The sequence below is a fragment of the Sphingomonas psychrolutea genome (genome assembly GCF_014636175.1).
In the GTDB taxonomy this organism is placed as follows: domain Bacteria; phylum Pseudomonadota; class Alphaproteobacteria; order Sphingomonadales; family Sphingomonadaceae; genus Sphingomonas; species Sphingomonas psychrolutea.
In genome coordinates, this window is sequence record NZ_BMDW01000002.1 from 65,988 (window position 1) to 83,309 (window position 17,322).

Below are 17,322 nucleotides of genomic sequence, written 5' to 3' on the forward strand. Positions count from 1 at the left end.
GCACGCCACGATCAAGGTCGCGATCGGCAACTTTACCCGGTCTGGCTTCAGCTGGACGGCCAACATATCCGGCGTCGGCCTGTTGGCCGACCAATTCACCACCCCAGCGTTGAAAATCTGGTCTTACGACAGCGCGACGCCGCGCCCGGCGACAGCACCGAATGCGTCAGCATCATCACCCCGAGCACCGAAATCGCCGTTACATTTTACGTCGTGCCCGCTTCCAAAAACGGTAAGGTCGCGCGACCGAACCCTGTTGAGGCAAAACCCAATGTTGCGATCCCTGGTGTGTTTCCTCGCCCTGATGCTCGCGACCGTTGGGCCGGCACTGGCGGCAGACGGTGACCGGCATGCCTTCGTCATCAAACAGTTCCAGCTCGAAAACGGCGCGGTTCTGCCCGAAGCAAAGGTCATGTACGCGACGTACGGCACGCTCAACGCCGCGCGCGACAATGCCGTGCTACTGCCGTCGCATTACATGGCCGATTCGCATGGCTATGAATGGTTGATCGGTCCCGGCAAGGCGCTCGATCCCAAGAAAAATTTCCTCGTCGCCACCGAATTGTTCGGCAACGGCAAATCGTCCTCCCCAAGCAATACGCCAGCGCCGTTCGACGGCCCGCGTTTCCCGGTCACCAGCATCCGCGATAATGTCGCAGCGGTCCACCGGTTGCTCGGCGACGCGCTCGGCGTGCGCCATTTACGCGCGGTGATCGGCTTTTCGATGGGCGGGGAGCAGGCATTCCAATGGGCCGTGACCTATCCCGACTTCATGGACCGCATCGTCGTCACGTCGGCGACGGCAAAAACCTGGCCGCATGGCATCGTCCGGTTGGAAAGCCAGGTCATCGCGATCGAGAGCGATCCGATCTTTGCCGACGGCGATTACAAGGTGCAGCCGAAGAAAGGCCTACAAACCTTCGGCGCGATCTGGGCCGGATGGCTGTTTTCGCAAGGGTGGTGGCGCGAAGAATTGTGGCGCGCTGGTTCGCCTCCCGGCACGACATTCCGTACCGTGTTCGATGGCCTGTATAAGGATTTCATTCCGGGCGCCGATGCCAACGACCTGATCCTGCAAATGCACACATGGGAAGCACACGATATCGGCACGACGCCGGGATTTGGCGGGGACGTGAAGAAGGCGCTCGCGTCGATTAAAGTGCCGGTACTCTACATGCCGTCCGAGACAGACCTGTATTTCCCGGTCGATGATGCGCGGTATGAAGCGAGGTTCATCCCGCACGTGACGCTGCTGCCGATCCCGTCGCTTTGGGGCCATACCGCGGGTGCCGCCAGCAATCCCGCCGATGCGAAATTCCTGAACGAGCATATCTCAGCGTTCATCCACGCCACGGACGCAGCACGGTGATGCAGCGACGTTACATTGCGGCGGTCAACTTGGTCGGATTGCGGGTGCGGCCGGCGGCCGATCCATTCACGCTGTCGTCGGTCGCGCCGGGCGTCTATGCCGCAGTCGATGGTCCGGCGGCGCTGCCAGGATCGATCCCCGGCCCCACGCTCGCGCCGTAACACCCCGCTCGGCCCGTATTTTCCGAGCGTCCGCGTCAGCCGCTCGCGCCGACCATTTACCCTGTAGTCGAGCTTGAACGACACCGTTCCGTTGGTGGTGACCGGCACATACATCGTGTCCCGGTCTGTGATCGGGCACACCTTATCTTTTGGTTCAAAGATTAAAGTACAGTATCCGTTAGCATTTACCCTTCTCTGCGGAAACGACCGCCACTTGCTTTGGAGAGCCTGACAGTACTTCGAAACGCGACGCCATCAACAGTAGCGCAACCGTCAGAACCGCCGTCAGGCGCGAATGCTGCCTAACGAATGTAGTCGAAGGTCTTCAAACGCGCAGAATCGTTCCCCCCTGCGCTTCTCGCGCGCTACCCCTAGAACGGCAAAAAATACCGTCACAATCTTGCTGAGGGTAGTTGGGCACCGTAAAGATATCGTCACAACACGTCGAAATCTCGGAATTGTCGCGCATCTGAGATGCGCGATAATTCCGCAGTTTAGGTCGATGTAAGCGCTTCAGCCACGGCGTCATCGCACCGATTCTCGACACCCAACTTTGCGTCAGCGACGGCGTGCTTGAACATCAGCTGCGAGATCTGACCGGGATCAGTCGGGCAGTCTCCCCTCCAGACCCGCCGCCCTTCGGCATCGATCACGCAGATCGCGGTTGTCTTCTGTGAAACATCCAAACCTACTTAGTGCGGCATCGGATCCTCCAATGGTGCTCACCACCGGGCACAGCGCCCGGATCGCGGCACTATCGATACATCGACACGTCCACCGCGATTACCCGAGGTCCACACATGTCCGCCGGACCGAGGATCGCTAACGCGCCGCCACGATCCCCGAAGCGATGAACCCGCCATCGACGGGTAGCGTTGCCCCATTGATATAGGATGCAAGCGGGCAGTTGAGGAACAAGAGCGGCCAGGCCTGCTCTTCGGCTGACGAACGGCGTCCGATCGGCTGTGCGACAACGTCGATCAGCGCGGCCGGCGTCACTTTCTGGATCTCGTCGAGCATCGGTGTCTGCACCGCACCGGGACTGGTGCAGTTCACCCTGATCCCACGCTTTATCCAATCGCCAGACGCGCGCATGGTCCAAACGATCACGGCCTCTTTCGAAACGCTGTAGGCCGATGGTAGCGCAGGAGCATTCTGCTCATACCAAGCCGCAGCCGCCTCAAATGACTCGGTCGCGGTCAATTCCTTCAGCAACGCGAGACGTTGTGGCCAGCCTGCGCCGCCATTCGACGCAACATTTGCAACGGCCGAACCCGGTGCCATCTTGGGCACTAACAGCTCGGTCAGATACCGCGTCCCGACGAAGTTGACCTTCATGACATCGATTGGCGAAGGCCCGGGGGGAATTCCAGCGCAGTTGAATAAGGCATCGATGGGTCCGCTGATCGACAAGGCCGCAGAATCGATCGATCGAAGGTCGCGCAAGTCAAGATAACGAAAGGACGCCAGATCAAGTTCGGCGGGTTTGATATCGAGACCGTGCACGTCGGCACCAGCCTCCACCAAGAGCCGTGCCGTAGCCTGACCGATTCCCGACGAGCAGCCCGTGACTACGACCCGTTTTCCCAGATAGTGGGCACCGATGTTCATACTCTTCTCCGTCTGGCACGCGTTTGCGGCACCGGCCCGACCTTGGACAGCCTGGCACAATTCCCAAAGGCGCTTGCCTTGCCCTGCATCACGACCGCGTTCGTTGCCGTCGTCACGACGCCAGGGCCGGTCACGAACAACCCATTCGCTAAGCCGTCATAAGCATCATTCGAGATAACGCGCCCGAAGCGCCTTCTTGTCGGGCTTACCCAGGGGAGACAGCGGGATGTAATCGACAAAATCGACGCTTTTCGGTGCCTGCACCGAGCCCTTGCGGTCGCGGACGAGCGCAATCAACTCGTCGGACGTGACGCATTGTTCGGGGTCAATCACCACCACGGCCTTCACTGTTTCACCCCACTTTGGATCGGGAATGCCAATCACTGCGGCCTGACGCACGGCGGGGTGGGTGACGAGGACATCTTCGACCTCGCGCGCGAACACGTTGAACCCCCCCGTGACGATCATGTCCTTCTTGCGATCGACGATGCGCAGGAAGCCGTCATCGTTACGGATCGCAACATCGCCCGTGTGCAACCAGCCATCCGCGAACGCCGCCTCGGTTTCCTCCGGTTTATTGAGATAGCCTTTCATCAACAGCGGTCCCCGAACACAGATTTCGCCGGGTTCACCGTCCGCGACTTCGTGCATCGCGTCATCCATAAGCGCGACACGCACCCAAGGCGTCGGTCGCCCGCACGATGCGAGGCGCAACGGGTCATCGACCAGATGTTCCGCGCGGCGCAGCAACGTGACTGACATCGGCGCTTCGGCCTGGCCATAGAATTGGAAGAAGATCCGCCCGAGTTTGCCGATGGCATCCTTTAACCGGGCGGCCGGAAAGGCCGACGCACCGTAAAAGATGATTTCGAGGCTCGACAGGTCGAATTCGCCGAAGCGCGGATGATCGATCAACGCCAGCACCATTGTCGGGACCATCAGCACCGATGTGATCCGGTGCTGTTCGATCGCCTCCATGACACGAACGGGGTCGAAACCGGGCAGGACCACCATCGACCCGCCCTTCATCAGGATCGCGGTGAGCACGGCGGCACCCGCATGGCTAAGCGGCGCACAGATCAGGTGGCGGATTTCGACGGGCCATTCCCATTCGGTCAGCTGGATCAGCGCGGAGGTCACGATGCCGCGATGCGTAATCATGATTCCCTTTGGCTTGCCCGTCGTGCCCCCCGAATAGGCGATGCGCGCCAGATCCTCTGGATCGGCGGTCGGGGCGACAAGCGCGCGCGGATGATAGGCCGCTGCAATCTGGTCGAGCGACCCTGCGCCCTCCCCGCCCAGCGCAACAACATGACGCAGACCGGGCGCCCGTTGTTTCAGCTCGGTGGCGACGGCCTCATAATGGTCGCCGTCGTAGATGAGCAGGTCGATCGATGCATCGTCGAGGACATAGAGATAGTCCTCAATTGCACCCATCGGGTGCAGCGCCGTCGCGACGATCCCGGCGAACGCTAGCGCCGTCATCACGCCGGGGACTTCGATCCGGTTGCGAGCGAGCACGGCGGCGCGCACCGGGCGCGGCGACATCGCCTCAAAAGCCTGCTGGCATCTGCTGACCGAGTCACGCAGCGCGCCCGCCGTCAATTTGGTGCCGTCCGCGAGCATCAGGACGGTGCGGTCGAGATCGCGGTTCAGGGCATGGGCAAGCAGGTCGGTGCCGAGCACTGCACGGTATAATTCTGGAGCCATGATTCATCCTCACCCAACGTCGGGCCAAATTATGCATAGCCGTGCGCGCATTAATTTCAAGCGCGACTAGCGGATCTTATAACGCAATGCACATCACGCATTTAAATTCTATTGCGCATTGCGTGTGCCTTTAATACAAATCCCTCAAATCGGGCGTCAGAACCGAACAAAACGCGAAAGCGTTGCGTAACAATAAAACAGGGATCGGGATCGAAGCATGGCAAACGAACAGATTGGCAAAAACATTCTGACTGGGCTGCAGATCGGCATTGCCGTGTCGGCGCTGATTGCAGGGGCCGCGTACGCCCAGACCTCGCCCGCGCCAGCGCGAACCGAGCCCCAGACCAGCGATAGCGGCGAGCCCGGCGATATCATCGTCACAGCCCAGCGGCGCGCCGAACGACTCGAGAACGTACCGGTGGCGATTGTTGCCCTATCGGGTGACACATTGGCCAAGTCCGGGGTCCAGCGTATGACCGACCTCGGCCAGATCGCTACCAGCGTGCAGATCAATCGCGCCGGCGCCTTTACGCAACCGGCAATCCGCGGGATCACCACACTGACGCTGGGTTTTGGGTTTGAAAACAACGTGGCTGTCTATGTCGACGGTTTTTATCAGCCGGACATGGTCACGATCAACGGCGACCTCGCAAACCTCGCCAGCGTACAGGTCCTCAAAGGGCCGCAAGGCACGCTGTACGGACGCAATGCGACCGGCGGCGCGATCGTCCTCGAGACGCTTGCCCCGTCGAAGCAATTCACAGCAAACGGTCAACTGTCCTACGGACGCTTCAACGACGTGCGTATGCAGGGCTATGTCTCCGGCCCGCTCGCCGAGAATGTCGCGCTGGGCATTGCCGCCTATTACCGCGCCGGCGACGGTTACATCCGCGACATCGGCAATGATCCTGTGTCGACTGCCGACGATACCAATGCCGCCCCGCTGAAGAACCTTTCACTCCGCGCGAAATTGCTGCTGACGCCAACCGAAAACCTCAGCGTTACGCTCGGCCTGAATCACGGCTCTGTCGAAGATTCACGCGGGCTACTTTACACGATCAATGCACATCCCGCGTCGTTCATCCCCACCCCACCTGGACGTGCGACGCAGCGCGATACCGCATCACCCACAATTCCGGCCGATGCCAAGGCGCGCGCGACCGAGGCTACCGCCAAGATCGTGCTCGAAACCGGCATCGGCACGCTGACGTCGTACACCGGCTACGCGAAGCGTCTGAGCCATTCGACCTTCGATTTCGACGCCAGCAAACCCGTCATTACCCAGTCGGTCTCGAACCATATCAACCAATACACATTCCAGCAGACGCTCGATTATTCGATCAAGGCGATCGATGATCTCGACCTCATTGTTGGTGCGTTCTTCTACGACGACAAGCTCCGCGTGGATGGAGGCGAAAGCTATGCCGGATCGGTCTCCCCAGCCGGGCTTCAGCGCACCCAGTTCGTTCGTTTGACATCGCGGTCTTATGCGTTTTACATCGACGGCACATGGCATGTCGCTGACCGGTTGTTTCTGACCGGGGGCCTGCGTTACAGCAACGAGAAGCGCGGGATCAGCTATTACGAAGTGCCGGGCACCGTCACCGCGATCGCACCGCCCGCCAGCAATAGCGCGACATTCAACTCGGTTACGCCACGCGCCGTGCTGCGCTACGAAATTGCGCCGCGCACCAACATTTACGCTTCTTATTCGGAAGGATTCCGCGCGGGCGTTTTCAACCCGACGGTGCTGCCCAACCCCGGACTTGTGATCCCGATCAGACCCGAAAAGCTGCGTGCCTTCGAATTGGGTTTCAAGACAGCCTCATCGACGTGGCGCCTGGATGCCGCGATCTATTATTATGATTTCCGCGACCTGCAGGTCGGCGTCTCGATTCCCAACCCGGTCATCCCCAACAGTGTAGTCCAGCTGATCAGCAATGCCAAAAAGGCCGTGAGCTACGGCGCCGAAGCACAGCTGACGTACACGCCAACACGAGATCTCAGCGTGCGGGCCGGTGCATCTTACATCCACGCGCGCTACACCGACTTTTCGAACGCGACCGGCACTGGCTTCAACGCGACGAGCGGCTTCAATGCGACCGGGCAGGTGCAAAACTGGAACGGGCAGCAAATGGCACGCGCACCTTCGTTCACGGCCAATGTCGGATTCAACTATGAAACCGATCTTGCCAAGGGGAAGCTGGCGCTGTCAGCGAACGGCAGCTACACCTCGTCCTACGTCGTCGCCAATCCGTCGCTTTACGGGCCGCTGGCCAATCCGGCGCTCGCCAATACGCAGCGTTATCGCCAGGACGGATATGCGCTGCTGAACGCACAGGTAAACTGGACTGACCCGAGCGGCCATTACACGCTCGGGCTGTACGGCGACAACATCACCAACACGCGCTACGATTTCGTTCTGTCGGGCGGCGCGTTCGGCGATTATTCGCAAGGCAATGAGCCCGCTACTTACGGCGTCCGCGCGGGCTTCAAGTTCTAGCGTCGCGTAATCTCTGCCGAAGGGGGATGTTGGGCTGGCCGGTATGGGCAGTCACGCCTCCGTCGGCGGTGAGGATCGAGCCGGTCATATAGGCGGCGTCGTCCGACGCCAGGAAGGCAACGACGCTTGCCATTTCTTGCGGTGTTCCCGGTCTCCCCAGCGGGATTGGCGTGAGCCACGCCGCGCGCCCCTCTTCGGTAGCCAGCGTTGCGCCAATGATCGCGGTTTCGATCAAACCGGGGCACAGCGCATTGACGCGGATGCCGTAGCGCGCACAATCGAGCGCCAACGAGCGGGTGTAGTTGATCACCGCGCCCTTCGATGCATTATAGGCGCCCATGCCATAATCGCCGCCGAGGCCGGAGATCGACGCGATATTGACGATGGCACCGCCCTGCCCCCGCATCGCCGGAATCGCCGCGCGGCAGAACAAATAGACCGACCTGATGTTGACCGCGAACACCCGGTCCCACAACTCCTCTGCCATGTCCGGCGTTTCGGCGAGCGCGCCGATCCCGGCATTGTTGACGAGCACGTCGAGGCGGCCCCATGCGTCGAGCGTTGCCGTGACGGTGGCGTGTACATCGTCAGCGATGGACACATCGGTGCGGACAAAGCGGACGGCGGCACCCATTGTCGCAGGCGGCGCAAGGTCGGCGATCATGACCTTCGCCCCTTCCGCTACGAGCCGCGCCACAATCGCCGCACCGATACCGTTCGAGCCGCCGGTGACGATGGCTACCTTGTCCTGGAATCTGTTCATGCCGGTTCCTTGCATCCTTCCGCGGTAACTGGGCAGATATGGGATTATCGTCAATGCTCTTGTGCATTGTCGTTTTTCGACATAGCCAAAACATAGAAAATCCGAGGATTCGTGCATGACCGAGAACCTTGCCGCTGCGGTCCGCGCTGCCGAGCAGCTGCGCTGCGCCGCCATGCTCGCCAATGACGCAGAGGCGCTCGATGCGATCCTCGACCCGCGCCTGCACTTCGCCCATGCGACCGGTCTGGTCGACGACAAGGATGCGTATCTCTCCAAGATGGCCGGTGGGCGGATCGTCTATGTCGGCATCGATTGGTCGGAAGAGGTCGTCACCGAACTCGCCCCCGGGGTGGCCTTGCTTGCCGGACGGATGGCGACCGACGTCAAGGTCGAAGGGGTCGACAAGGCGCTCAAGAACCGCGTGATGAGCGTCTGGGGCCTGACCGACGGAAAGTGGCGGTTGATCGCGTTCCAGTCGACACCGATGGCGGGATGAGGAGAGACACCATGAACAAGAAAAGGGTGAACGACCTCGTCGGCAGGTCTCTGACACTTTTGGCGGCGGCTTGCGTGGCCACGGCGAGTTCGAGTGCGCGGGCCCAACCGGCAGATGCCTCTGCATCCGGCAATCCGTGCGCCGACGTCGCGGCTAACGATCCACAGGACTTGATCCTGCTGTCCGACCTGATGCTCAAACCGCACAAATTTTCGAGCGTGGCGGACTTGCTGAACGCATTTCCCCCCGAGGCCATGGGCAAAATTGCAACACTGCAAAAGCGTGCGGCAGAACGGCAAGCGAAGGACTGGCCAAACCTGTGCCGCTACGCTGCCGAGAACGCGCAACTTGTTGCCAGCGGCGTGCGTCCGCAAACCGTCTTTCTCGGCGATTCGATCACCGAAAACTGGAAGCTGGGCGATCCTGCGTTATTCAACGCCAGCGTGCTCGATCGCGGGATCAGCGGGCAAACGACGCCGCAAATCCTGCTTCGCTTTTATCAGGCGGACGCGGTCATCGGCCGGGCGGGTGGTTGAGGCCATGCACGCCAACATTTCGATCAACACCTTGTGCTTCACGCCCGCCGCGCTGGATACGCTTGCGGAAAAAGTTGCACGGATCGGCGCGCAGGCGATCAGCCCCGATATAGCGCAAGTTTTGCCGTTTGGTGCGGCCGCGGCCGCGCGCCTGTTTCGCGATACGGAGCTGAAGGTTGCCGCTCTCACCCACCGCGCGTTCGCGTTTGCCACGCCTGAAGATGCGACGGCGGGGCGCGAGCGGCTGGACCGGACCATCGATGTCGCAGCGGACATCGGCGCGCGGTCGATTGTCATGACGACCGGCGGACGCGGAGTGCTCGCATGGGCCGATGCCGCTGACCGGTTCGCCGAAGCCATCGCGCCCTGCGCCGCCAAGGCGGTCGCGGCAGACATTGCACTCGGGGTCGAGCCCACCTCGCATCTCTACGCCGATGCCTCCATCGCGCACCGCCTTTCCGACACCGTGCGAATCGTCCGCGCGGCGGGTATCTCGGTCGTGATCGACCTGTTCGCCTGCTGGTTCGATGCCGATATCGAAGCAGCCATTGCCGAAGCCGCGCCGCTGACGGCGCTCGTGCAGGTCAGCGATTATGTTTACGGTGATCGCGGGCTGCCCTGCCGCGCGGTACCGGGCGACGGCGCGCTGCCGCTCGACCGCCTGATCCCCGCGATTGTCGGGGCGGGCTATCGCGGGTATTTCGATCTCGAAATCATCGGGCAACGGCTGCAAGCAGAAGGCGAGGAAGCCGGACTGCGCCGCGCAGGCGATGTCCTCGGCGCATTGCTGGGCCACGCCAGGGCGAACTGAAGATGTCGAACCCGGACGACGCTAAAGCGGTTCTGGCGGAAGTCGCCGACGGGATCATGACGATCACGCTCAACCGCCCGGACCGGGGCAATGCGTGGAACGGGCCGATGGCGTGGGAGTATTTCGCTCTGCTCGAACAAGCCGCGCGCGCATCGGACGTGCGTGCGATCATCGTGACCGGCGCGGGCAAGGCGTTCTGCGTCGGCGGCGACGGGGAGAAGCTGGCGGTCATGGCCGAGACTGGCGATACAAAGCCTGCTGCCGCGCAACCCTATTGGTTTCCGCTCAGCATCGGCAAACCGATCATCGCTGCAATCAATGGCGCGTGTTTCGGCATCGGCCTACAACAGGCGCTGGTCAGCGACATCCGCTTCGCCTCCGAAGACGCCAAGTTTTCGACTGCCTATGCACGGCGCGGGCTGGTGGCCGAGATGGGGATGAGCTGGCTCCTGCCCCGCCTCGTCGGCACCGGTCATGCGATGGACCTGCTGATCTCCGCGCGACTGGTGCGCGCCGCCGAGGCGGAGCGGATGGGACTGATCAATCGCGTCGTTGCGGCTGGCGATTTGCTCGCCGAAGCCCGCGCCTATGCCAAACAACTCGTCGATCATTGCGCGCCGCGGTCAATGCGCGCGATCAAGGAACAGTGCTTCCGCGACCTGACGAACAGCTTTTTTGACGGCTTTGCGCGGTCCGAAACCCTGCTGAACGAAGCGTTCGGGCACGCCGATTTCAAGGAGGGCATGCGGAGCTGGCAGGAAGGCCGCGCACCGGCCTTTCCCGCCCTGCCCGACGAACTGGCATTGCTCGATCTGAAAGCATGAAAGCGACGTCGACAGGACGAAGCGGGAATTTCTGGGGATGGCGAGCGTTTGCGTCGTCGCAGTCGCGCTGGTCGGACGCGCTGCCCTGACACACAGCGCCCCCGAAACCGCGAACGGGTTTCCTCAACAGCTTCATGGCGAACGACAAGCAATCGGCGCTGTGCGGCACACTCCTCGCGCTGGTTGGCGCAGGCCAGATCGTGTGGAGCACCACGCGCGCGGCCTATTACAAGGGCAAGTGATTTCCCGCGCCGGTTAGCTCGGCTTCAGAACAGCCTCGATGAAGCGGCGGAGTTCCTTGTCGATTTCCGCACCCTCCGGTCCGCCGGGGAAGCCGGTGTGCGGCCCCGCCTCGGTGACGTGCAAGTCCGCCGCCACGCCCACCGCGCGCAGGGCACGGTGCATGCGAACAGTGTTCGACAGGTACAGGTCGCGCGTCCCCGTTGTCAGGATCGTCGGTGGAAAGCCGCTCAGGTCGCCAAACAGCGGCGAGAGATAAGGGTGCGCGAGATCATGCCCGTCGGCGTAGAGCAGGTTGACGTGCATCAGGCTCCGCAGGCTGGGATCGACACCGAGATTGGTGCGAAAGCTGTCGCCCGATTCGGTCAGGTCGATCTCGGGCGTACCGAGGATCAGGCCCGCTGGCATCGGCAGCCCCTCGTCCCGCGCACGCAGCATCAAGGCGGCAGCGAGATTGCCGCCCGCAGAGCCGCCGCTGACGATGATCTCGTTCGGCGAACGTTCGCCAAGCAGCGCGCGATACGCGGCGATGCAATCATCGAGTGCCGCCGGATATGGGTAATCGGGTGCCATCCGGTAATCGACCGCCCAGACGCGCCGCTGCAACCGCATCGCGGTGCCGACGCCCATCATCCGGCACATCTCGCCGCCGCACAGGATGAGCGCGCCGCCATGGAGATCGAGGACAACGCTCGGGTCGTTCGGGTCCAGCCCTGACGGCACGATGTCGAAGACGCGCGCGCCACCGGCGTCACGGTGGTCTGCCCGCGCTCCGCTCGCCTCGCTCCATGCCGGAAAGCGCGACAGCACCGCCGCGTCGACCGCCGCGACATAGGCCCGCCACGCGTCCTTGTCGTCGAGCGGGGGATAATCTCCCCATGTCGGCAAGGGCGTCAGATAGGCGCGCGCAATGGGGCTGAGATAGTCTGGTACCGGGATATCCCGTGCCGGAACATGAAACGCTCCACTATGATCGCCTTCTTGCACAACCTTCTCCTTTGTCCGCGGCACCACGCGCCACGCATTATAACAGGGCGTCCGCCAGCCTGCGCCAGACAGGGCGTAGCGCGCTGAGGTCATGAGCGCCCGGGGTGGCCGTGCCGACCACTTGCAAGCAAACATGATCCGCGCCGGCGTTGAAATGGGCATCGACCCGCGCCGAGATTGCGTCCGCATCGCCGCACGCGAACACGGCATCGACCAGCCGGTCGCTGGTGCACGCAATATCGTCATCGGTAAAACCCAGCCGCCGCCAGCTGTTCGCGTAGTTTTCCAGCCGACCATAGCCCCGCACATAGGGTCGCGCGAGATCGCGGGCACGCGCAGGGTCCGCGTCGAGCACGACCCCCTGTTCCGGCGCAAGAATCGGTCCCGGGCCGAGGCTGGCGCGCGCAATTGCGGTGTGTTCCGGCGTGACAAGATAGGGATGCGCGCCCGCCGTCCGGTCGCGCGCAAGCTCGGTCATCTTGGGCCCGAGCGCGGCCAGCACGATCGCGTCGCCAGGCACACCTGCGTCGGATAGCTGGTCGAGATAGGCCTTCATCGCGGTCAGCGGCTTGGCATAGGCGGCACCAACGGCCTCACCATGGCTCACCCCGAGACCGAGCAGGAACCGCGCGCGCTGGTCGTCGGGCAGTGCGTGCCACCAGCGCGCCACGTCCTTGGCGTCATGCTTCCAGATGTTGAGGATGCCGCTGGCAATCGTGGCGCTCCGCGTGGCCGGCAGCAAGTGGGAAAGGTCACTCAGCAGTTCACCGCCCGTCGCCCCCGGAATCCACAACGCGCCGTAACCCAGTTCGTCCAGTTCCGAAGCTGCCTCAGCCGTCTCGACGCGATCGCCGAACCGCAACTCCATTGACCAGATGCCGATCCGCCCGATCCGCGGCGTCGCGGCTGTCCTCATGCCTCGACCTCATAAAATTTCTGATACTGGCGGCGATAGGCCAGAATCGGTCCATCACCCTTGACCAGCAGCGGCTCGGTCCGGAAAATCTTGGAATTCCAGATCGGGATGTCCTGATTAACCTGTTTTACCAGATCGCGAATGCGCGCGTCGGTGACACGCAGGCGGCCTTCGCTAAGGCCCGGCGCATGGTACATTTGCCAGCGCAGATGCGTATGTTCCGCGTCGATCGGCGTCTGCTGCTGATTGTGGACGACGTGGGTCACGTCCTTGAACTCGGTGATCGACTGGCCGGGACCGGTGGCCGTGACGTCGATGATGCCCGTCATTGGCCCGCGCGGGGTGACCATCTCGGCGACGACCTTGTTCGACCGCACCCAGCCATCGATCTTGAAGTCGCCCTCGGCAGGCCCGGTGACGCCGTGAACCGCATTGAAATGCGCATGGTCCTGACCGTTCTCGGTGATTTCCTGGACATGGATGTTGATGACCCAGTCATAGGTCGAATGCAGGATCCACGCGCCTTCGGGACACGTCGGCATCATCGCGACATCCCATTTCGGTGCCGCTTTTGTAGGATGATACCATACATACGCCACCCCTTCGGACTCCTTGACCGGCCAGGTCGGCAAGCATTGCCGTTTCAGGCGCGGCGCGATGACATCGGTATAGGGGATATCGGTGACCGCGCCCCCGCCGCTGAAGCTCCAATGATGGAACGCGCATCGCAGGTCGTTGCCGTTGACCGTGCTTTCCACACCCAGATGCGCGCCGAGATGCGGGCAATAGGGATCGACCGCGTTGAGCACGCCATCGCCCCCGCGCCACATCACGAACTCGGTGCCGAAATAGCGCATCGTCTTGATCTCGCCGACCGCGATCTCGCTCGACATCGCAACACCGAACCAGCCGAACGGAATCGGCAGGCTCGTATAGCCGCGGTCGGATCTTGGGTTGGTTGCCATCATCATCTCCCGGTCGGAATTTCGCGGAACGGCACCGCCTTGTCGACGCGGACATCGCCCGGCAGGCCGAGCACGCGCTCCGCAATGATATTCTTCATGATCTCATCGGTCCCCCCGCCAAGCCGCAGCGCGGGTGCCCACATGAAGCGGTGCTGAAAGCCGCCATTCAACAACGCAATATCGGGATCGTCGATCAACCCGAATGCATCCTGGATATCAAGCGCCTGATTGGTCAGCTCCTGCGTCTGCGTCGCCCACAGCAGTTTGCCTGCCGAACCTTCCGGCCCCGGTGCCTTGCCATGCGATAGCGCGGTCAGCGTGCGGAAGCTGAGCAGGCGGATCGCCTCGGCATTGACGTAATAATCGGCCAACCACTCGCGGAACGCCGGATCGTCGAGCGTCGAGCCGTCGAACGCAGGGCTGTTGCGGGCAATATCCATCACGTCGCGCCAGCCAAGCCCGGTGCCCGACCCCAGCGCCGCGCGTTCGTTCATCAGGGTAGAGATCACAACCTTCCAGCCGTCCCCCGTCGCGCCAACCATCTGGTTGGCTGGGACACGGACGTTTTCAAGGAAGACTTCGTTGAGCTCGCTGTCGCCCGACATCATCTTGATTGGGCGGACTTCGAGGCCAGGCGTCTTCATGTCGAGCCAGAACGCCGACAGCCCCTTGTGCTTGGGCACATCGGGATCAGTGCGCGCGATGACCATGCCATAATCGGCAGCATGCGCGCCGCTGTTCCAGACCTTTTGCCCGTTTAGCACCCAGTGATCGCCGTCGCGCACGGCCATCGTCCGGGTCGCTGCGGAATCGGACCCGCTCGATGGTTCCGAAAACAGCTGACACCAGATCTCATCACCGCGCACCGCCGGGGCAACGCGCGCGAGCGACGCTTCATCGCTGCTGAATTCCATCAGCGGCGGCAACAGCATGTGCAGCCCGGTCATGAAATAGGTGAACTGCACCCCGGCGCGCGCTTCTTCCTGGTTGAAGATTGCTTCGTCGATTGCGGTGCCGCCCGCGCCGCCACGCTCCTTCGGCCACGAGATGCAGGCATAGCCGGCATCGGCTTTGGTCGCCTGCCAGACGCGCGCAATCTCCTTATGCTTGGCGTGCCAGGCGCGGCGCTCCTCGGGTGCGAGGACGGACAGATCGGGGCCGTTCGCCTCGATCCAGGCGCGCACCGTGACGCGGTATTCGGCTTCAGTGGGGCTGTCGTCGAAATTCATGCCGCTTGCTCCGCTTCGACGCGTTCTTCGAGCCGGTCGGCGAGCCGCCGTTTCCAGTCGCGCGGCGCCCCGATGACGAGTCCGAGATGGCGGGCGCGACGGAAGAAGAAATGGCAGTCCGCCTCCCACGTCACGCCGATGCCGCCATAGGTCTGAATCATTTCCTTTGATGCCATCCAATAGGCCGCACATCCCGCGACGCGCGCCGCCGCCGCCGCCAGCGGCAGTTCGGGCGCGTCGGTCGAGAGCGCCCATGCGCCGTAATAGGCGTTGGCGCGGGCGACCTCGTTCTTGACGAAGACATCGGCGAGCTTGTGCTTGATCGCTTGATAGCTGCCAATGGGACGTCCGAAGGCGTAGCGTTCGAGCGCATAGTCGCGCGCCATTTCGAGGCAGCGGTCTGCGCCGCCCAATTGCTCGAACGCGAGCAGGATCGCGCCGCGTTCGTGGATACGCGCGAGCAGCGCCAAGCCTTCACCGGGCGTGCCGAGCGGTTCCGCCGGCGCGCCGTCGAAGCTTACCCGCGCCATGCCGCGCGTCGGGTCAAGCGTCGACACGGCTTCACGGGTGACACCGGGGCCGCGCAGATCGGCAAGGTAGAGCCCGAGCCCCGCCTCGCCCTGCGCCAGCACTACGGCCTTGCTTGCTGCCATGCCGTCGGCAACTGGCAGCTTTACCCCCGACAGCAAACCGCCCGTCACCTGCGCCGCAATCCGTTCCGTAGTGAGCGCGCCCGGACCTTCAGACACGGCGAGCGTACCGATCAATTCACCGCTGGCGACCAGCGGCAGCAGCGCCGACTTCTGCGCCTCCGACCCTGCCAGCAGCAGCGCCTCGGCGAACAGATAGATACTCGACGCAAACGGAATGGGCGCAAGGGCCCGCCCCAGCTCCTCGGCCAGCGCACACAGCTCGACATAGCCAAGACCGAGGCCGCCATAGCTCTCCGGGATCGCTGCCCCGCACCAGCCCTGCTCACCAATACGCGCCCACAGCGCCGCGTCATATCCAGCGGCGGGATGCTCGAGCACGCCACGCGCGACCGATAGAGGTGAGGCAGCGAGCAGGAACCGCCGCGCTTCGTCCTTCAGCGCCTTCTGGTCGTCGGTATAATCGAAATTCATGCGCTAACCTCGTCATATTCGCGGGCGAGGCGGTCGATCACTGCTGCCGCCGGTTCGATCGCGTGCGCATTGCCAATGCCCTGCCCGCATCCCCAGATATCGGTCCAGGCCTTGGCGGCATTGTCCTGCGCGGCCACGTTGGTCGCCCGCCGCGTCGTCGGCAGGTCGTCGGGATCGAGTCCTGCGGCGACGATCGAGCTTCGCAGATAATTGGCCGGCGTGCCGCTGAACGCGGGCGTGTAGACGATGTCGTCTGCGCCGGATGCCACAACCGCGTCCTTTTGCGCCTCGGCACAACTGGCTTCCTCGGTCGCGATGAAGGCCGACCCAACATAAGCCAAATCCGCGCCCAGCAGCCGCGCCGCCGCAATCGCGCGCCCGGACGAAATGGCCCCGGCAAGGACCAGCGGCCCGTCGAACCAGACACGTAATTCCTGCATCAGTGCGAAGGGCGATACTGCCCCCGCATGTCCACCCGCACCTGCCGCGACCGCGATCAGCCCCGTCGCGCCACGCTCAATGGCTTTGCGCGCATGCGCCTGATTGATGACATCGTGCAGCGTAACCCCGCCATAGGCCTGCACCGCCGCGTTGACCTCGGCACGCGCGCCCATCGAACTGATAACCAGCGGGACGTGATGCTTCGCGCACTGCGCCAGATCGTCATCGAGTCGCGGATTGCTGCGGTGGACGACCAGATTGACGCCGAACGGCGCAGCGAGCTTGTCCGGATTGCGCCGGTTCCACTGGCTGAGCGTCTCGATAATTTCGGCCAGCCATTCGCCGAACTGTGCCGAGGGACGCGCGTTCAGGGCGGGCAAGGTGCCGATAACGCCAGCCACGCACTGGGCAATTACCAGCCTCGGATTCGAAATCAGGAACAGCGGTGCGGCGATGACGGGCACACGCAGCCGGTCGCGCCAGCCGCGCAATGTTGCGCCGCCGCTCACGTCCGCCGATGCCAGTGCCGGTCCCAATGCCAATCCCGTACCTTATCTGTAACGATATTAATGTAACGCGTCTGTTGCATTACACTCTTTTTCTGTCGGAAAAAGCCGCTTGGGGCAAGCCCCCACA

General features: G+C 62.8%; 16 protein-coding genes. 7 read left to right on the plus strand and 9 right to left on the minus strand.

What is annotated here, in order from left to right; genetic code table 11:
- The first annotated feature begins 271 nt into the window (after window positions 1-271).
- Both IEV62_RS01825 and IEV62_RS01830 read left to right on the plus strand, forming a co-directional pair.
- Window positions 272-1,369: an alpha/beta fold hydrolase gene (locus IEV62_RS01825; RefSeq protein WP_188445072.1), complete on the plus strand. Its 1,098-nt coding sequence runs from the start codon at window positions 272-274 to the stop codon at window positions 1,367-1,369.
- Entirely contained in the window at window positions 1,366-1,530 is a 165-nt protein-coding gene (locus IEV62_RS01830) for a hypothetical protein (RefSeq protein ID WP_188445073.1), read from the plus strand. Before IEV62_RS01825 ends, IEV62_RS01830 begins: the two co-directional genes overlap by 4 nt.
- An 822-nt stretch (window positions 1,531-2,352) precedes the next feature.
- Here IEV62_RS01830 and IEV62_RS01835 read toward each other — a convergent pair.
- Both IEV62_RS01835 and IEV62_RS01840 read right to left on the minus strand, forming a co-directional pair.
- Window positions 2,353-3,141: a coniferyl-alcohol dehydrogenase gene (locus tag IEV62_RS01835; protein ID WP_188445074.1), complete on the minus strand. Its 789-nt coding sequence runs from the start codon at window positions 3,139-3,141 to the stop codon at window positions 2,353-2,355.
- 165 nt (window positions 3,142-3,306) lie between these two features.
- Window positions 3,307-4,851, minus strand: a complete 1,545-nt coding sequence (locus tag IEV62_RS01840) for an AMP-binding protein (RefSeq protein ID WP_188445075.1) — start codon at window positions 4,849-4,851, stop codon at window positions 3,307-3,309.
- Window positions 4,852-5,068: 217 nt separating this feature from the next.
- On the opposite strand from IEV62_RS01840, the gene IEV62_RS01845 reads away from it, so the two are divergent.
- Complete coding sequence (locus IEV62_RS01845) at window positions 5,069-7,354, plus strand: TonB-dependent receptor (RefSeq protein ID WP_188445076.1); 2,286 nt, start codon at window positions 5,069-5,071, stop codon at window positions 7,352-7,354.
- On the opposite strand, the gene budC is transcribed toward IEV62_RS01845, so the two are convergent.
- Window positions 7,344-8,117, minus strand: coding sequence for a meso-2,3-butanediol dehydrogenase (gene budC, locus IEV62_RS01850; protein ID WP_188445077.1), 774 nt, complete (start codon window positions 8,115-8,117; stop codon window positions 7,344-7,346). The genes IEV62_RS01845 and budC overlap by 11 nt on opposite strands.
- Window positions 8,118-8,232: 115 nt before the next feature.
- Here budC and IEV62_RS01855 point away from each other — a divergent pair, with 115 nt between their 5' ends.
- Genes IEV62_RS01855 through IEV62_RS01870 form a run of 4 tightly spaced genes read left to right on the plus strand, consistent with a single transcriptional unit; the run spans window position 8,233 to window position 10,784 of the window.
- Window positions 8,233-8,613, plus strand: a complete 381-nt coding sequence (locus IEV62_RS01855; RefSeq protein ID WP_188445078.1) for a nuclear transport factor 2 family protein — start codon at window positions 8,233-8,235, stop codon at window positions 8,611-8,613.
- Between the two features lie 11 nt (window positions 8,614-8,624).
- A complete protein-coding gene (locus tag IEV62_RS01860) occupies window positions 8,625-9,149 on the plus strand; it encodes an SGNH/GDSL hydrolase family protein (RefSeq protein WP_188445079.1) in 525 nt (174 codons plus the stop codon).
- A gap of 4 nt (window positions 9,150-9,153) precedes the next feature.
- The gene (locus IEV62_RS01865; protein WP_188445080.1) at window positions 9,154-9,960 is read left to right on the plus strand and encodes a sugar phosphate isomerase/epimerase family protein; all 807 of its coding nucleotides are present in this window, start codon (window positions 9,154-9,156) and stop codon (window positions 9,958-9,960) included.
- Between the two features lie 2 nt (window positions 9,961-9,962).
- The gene (locus IEV62_RS01870; RefSeq protein ID WP_188445081.1) at window positions 9,963-10,784 is read left to right on the plus strand and encodes an enoyl-CoA hydratase-related protein; all 822 of its coding nucleotides are present in this window, start codon (window positions 9,963-9,965) and stop codon (window positions 10,782-10,784) included.
- 255 nt (window positions 10,785-11,039) lie between these two features.
- Here IEV62_RS01870 and IEV62_RS01875 read toward each other — a convergent pair whose 3' ends face one another.
- Genes IEV62_RS01875 through IEV62_RS01900 form a run of 6 tightly spaced genes read right to left on the minus strand, consistent with a single transcriptional unit; the run spans window position 11,040 to window position 17,222 of the window.
- Entirely contained in the window at window positions 11,040-12,011 is a 972-nt protein-coding gene (locus IEV62_RS01875) for an alpha/beta hydrolase (RefSeq protein ID WP_229732759.1), read from the minus strand.
- A gap of 37 nt (window positions 12,012-12,048) precedes the next feature.
- Window positions 12,049-12,927, minus strand: a complete 879-nt coding sequence (locus IEV62_RS01880; RefSeq protein ID WP_188445083.1) for an LLM class F420-dependent oxidoreductase — start codon at window positions 12,925-12,927, stop codon at window positions 12,049-12,051.
- Window positions 12,924-13,898: a Rieske 2Fe-2S domain-containing protein gene (locus tag IEV62_RS01885; RefSeq protein ID WP_188445084.1), complete on the minus strand. Its 975-nt coding sequence runs from the start codon at window positions 13,896-13,898 to the stop codon at window positions 12,924-12,926. Before IEV62_RS01885 ends, IEV62_RS01880 begins: the two co-directional genes overlap by 4 nt.
- Entirely contained in the window at window positions 13,895-15,121 is a 1,227-nt protein-coding gene (locus IEV62_RS01890) for an acyl-CoA dehydrogenase family protein (RefSeq protein ID WP_188445085.1), read from the minus strand. The genes IEV62_RS01885 and IEV62_RS01890 overlap by 4 nt, the downstream gene beginning before the upstream one ends.
- The gene (locus IEV62_RS01895; protein WP_188445086.1) at window positions 15,118-16,245 is read right to left on the minus strand and encodes an acyl-CoA dehydrogenase family protein; all 1,128 of its coding nucleotides are present in this window, start codon (window positions 16,243-16,245) and stop codon (window positions 15,118-15,120) included. Before IEV62_RS01895 ends, IEV62_RS01890 begins: the two co-directional genes overlap by 4 nt.
- Window positions 16,242-17,222, minus strand: a complete 981-nt coding sequence (locus IEV62_RS01900) for an NAD(P)H-dependent flavin oxidoreductase (RefSeq protein WP_229732782.1) — start codon at window positions 17,220-17,222, stop codon at window positions 16,242-16,244. The genes IEV62_RS01895 and IEV62_RS01900 overlap by 4 nt, the downstream gene beginning before the upstream one ends.
- Window positions 17,223-17,322 lie beyond the last annotated feature (100 nt).

What these genes read in the sequence shown, in the direction of transcription:
- IEV62_RS01840 (WP_188445075.1), bottom strand. Translation starts at nt 4,851, where the DNA reads ATGGCTCCAGAATTATACCGTGCAGTGCTCGGCACCGACCTGCTTGCC.
- budC (WP_188445077.1), bottom strand. Translation starts at nt 8,117, where the DNA reads ATGAACAGATTCCAGGACAAGGTAGCCATCGTCACCGGCGGCTCGAAC.
- IEV62_RS01845 (WP_188445076.1), top strand. Translation starts at nt 5,069, where the DNA reads ATGGCAAACGAACAGATTGGCAAAAACATTCTGACTGGGCTGCAGATC.
- IEV62_RS01895 (WP_188445086.1), bottom strand. Translation starts at nt 16,245, where the DNA reads ATGAATTTCGATTATACCGACGACCAGAAGGCGCTGAAGGACGAAGCG.
- IEV62_RS01890 (WP_188445085.1), bottom strand. Translation starts at nt 15,121, where the DNA reads ATGAATTTCGACGACAGCCCCACTGAAGCCGAATACCGCGTCACGGTG.
- IEV62_RS01885 (WP_188445084.1), bottom strand. Translation starts at nt 13,898, where the DNA reads ATGATGATGGCAACCAACCCAAGATCCGACCGCGGCTATACGAGCCTG.
- IEV62_RS01865 (WP_188445080.1), top strand. Translation starts at nt 9,154, where the DNA reads ATGCACGCCAACATTTCGATCAACACCTTGTGCTTCACGCCCGCCGCG.
- IEV62_RS01880 (WP_188445083.1), bottom strand. Translation starts at nt 12,927, where the DNA reads ATGAGGACAGCCGCGACGCCGCGGATCGGGCGGATCGGCATCTGGTCA.
- IEV62_RS01835 (WP_188445074.1), bottom strand. Translation starts at nt 3,141, where the DNA reads ATGAACATCGGTGCCCACTATCTGGGAAAACGGGTCGTAGTCACGGGC.
- IEV62_RS01860 (WP_188445079.1), top strand. Translation starts at nt 8,625, where the DNA reads ATGAACAAGAAAAGGGTGAACGACCTCGTCGGCAGGTCTCTGACACTT.
- IEV62_RS01870 (WP_188445081.1), top strand. Translation starts at nt 9,963, where the DNA reads ATGTCGAACCCGGACGACGCTAAAGCGGTTCTGGCGGAAGTCGCCGAC.
- IEV62_RS01855 (WP_188445078.1), top strand. Translation starts at nt 8,233, where the DNA reads ATGACCGAGAACCTTGCCGCTGCGGTCCGCGCTGCCGAGCAGCTGCGC.
- IEV62_RS01825 (WP_188445072.1), top strand. Translation starts at nt 272, where the DNA reads ATGTTGCGATCCCTGGTGTGTTTCCTCGCCCTGATGCTCGCGACCGTT.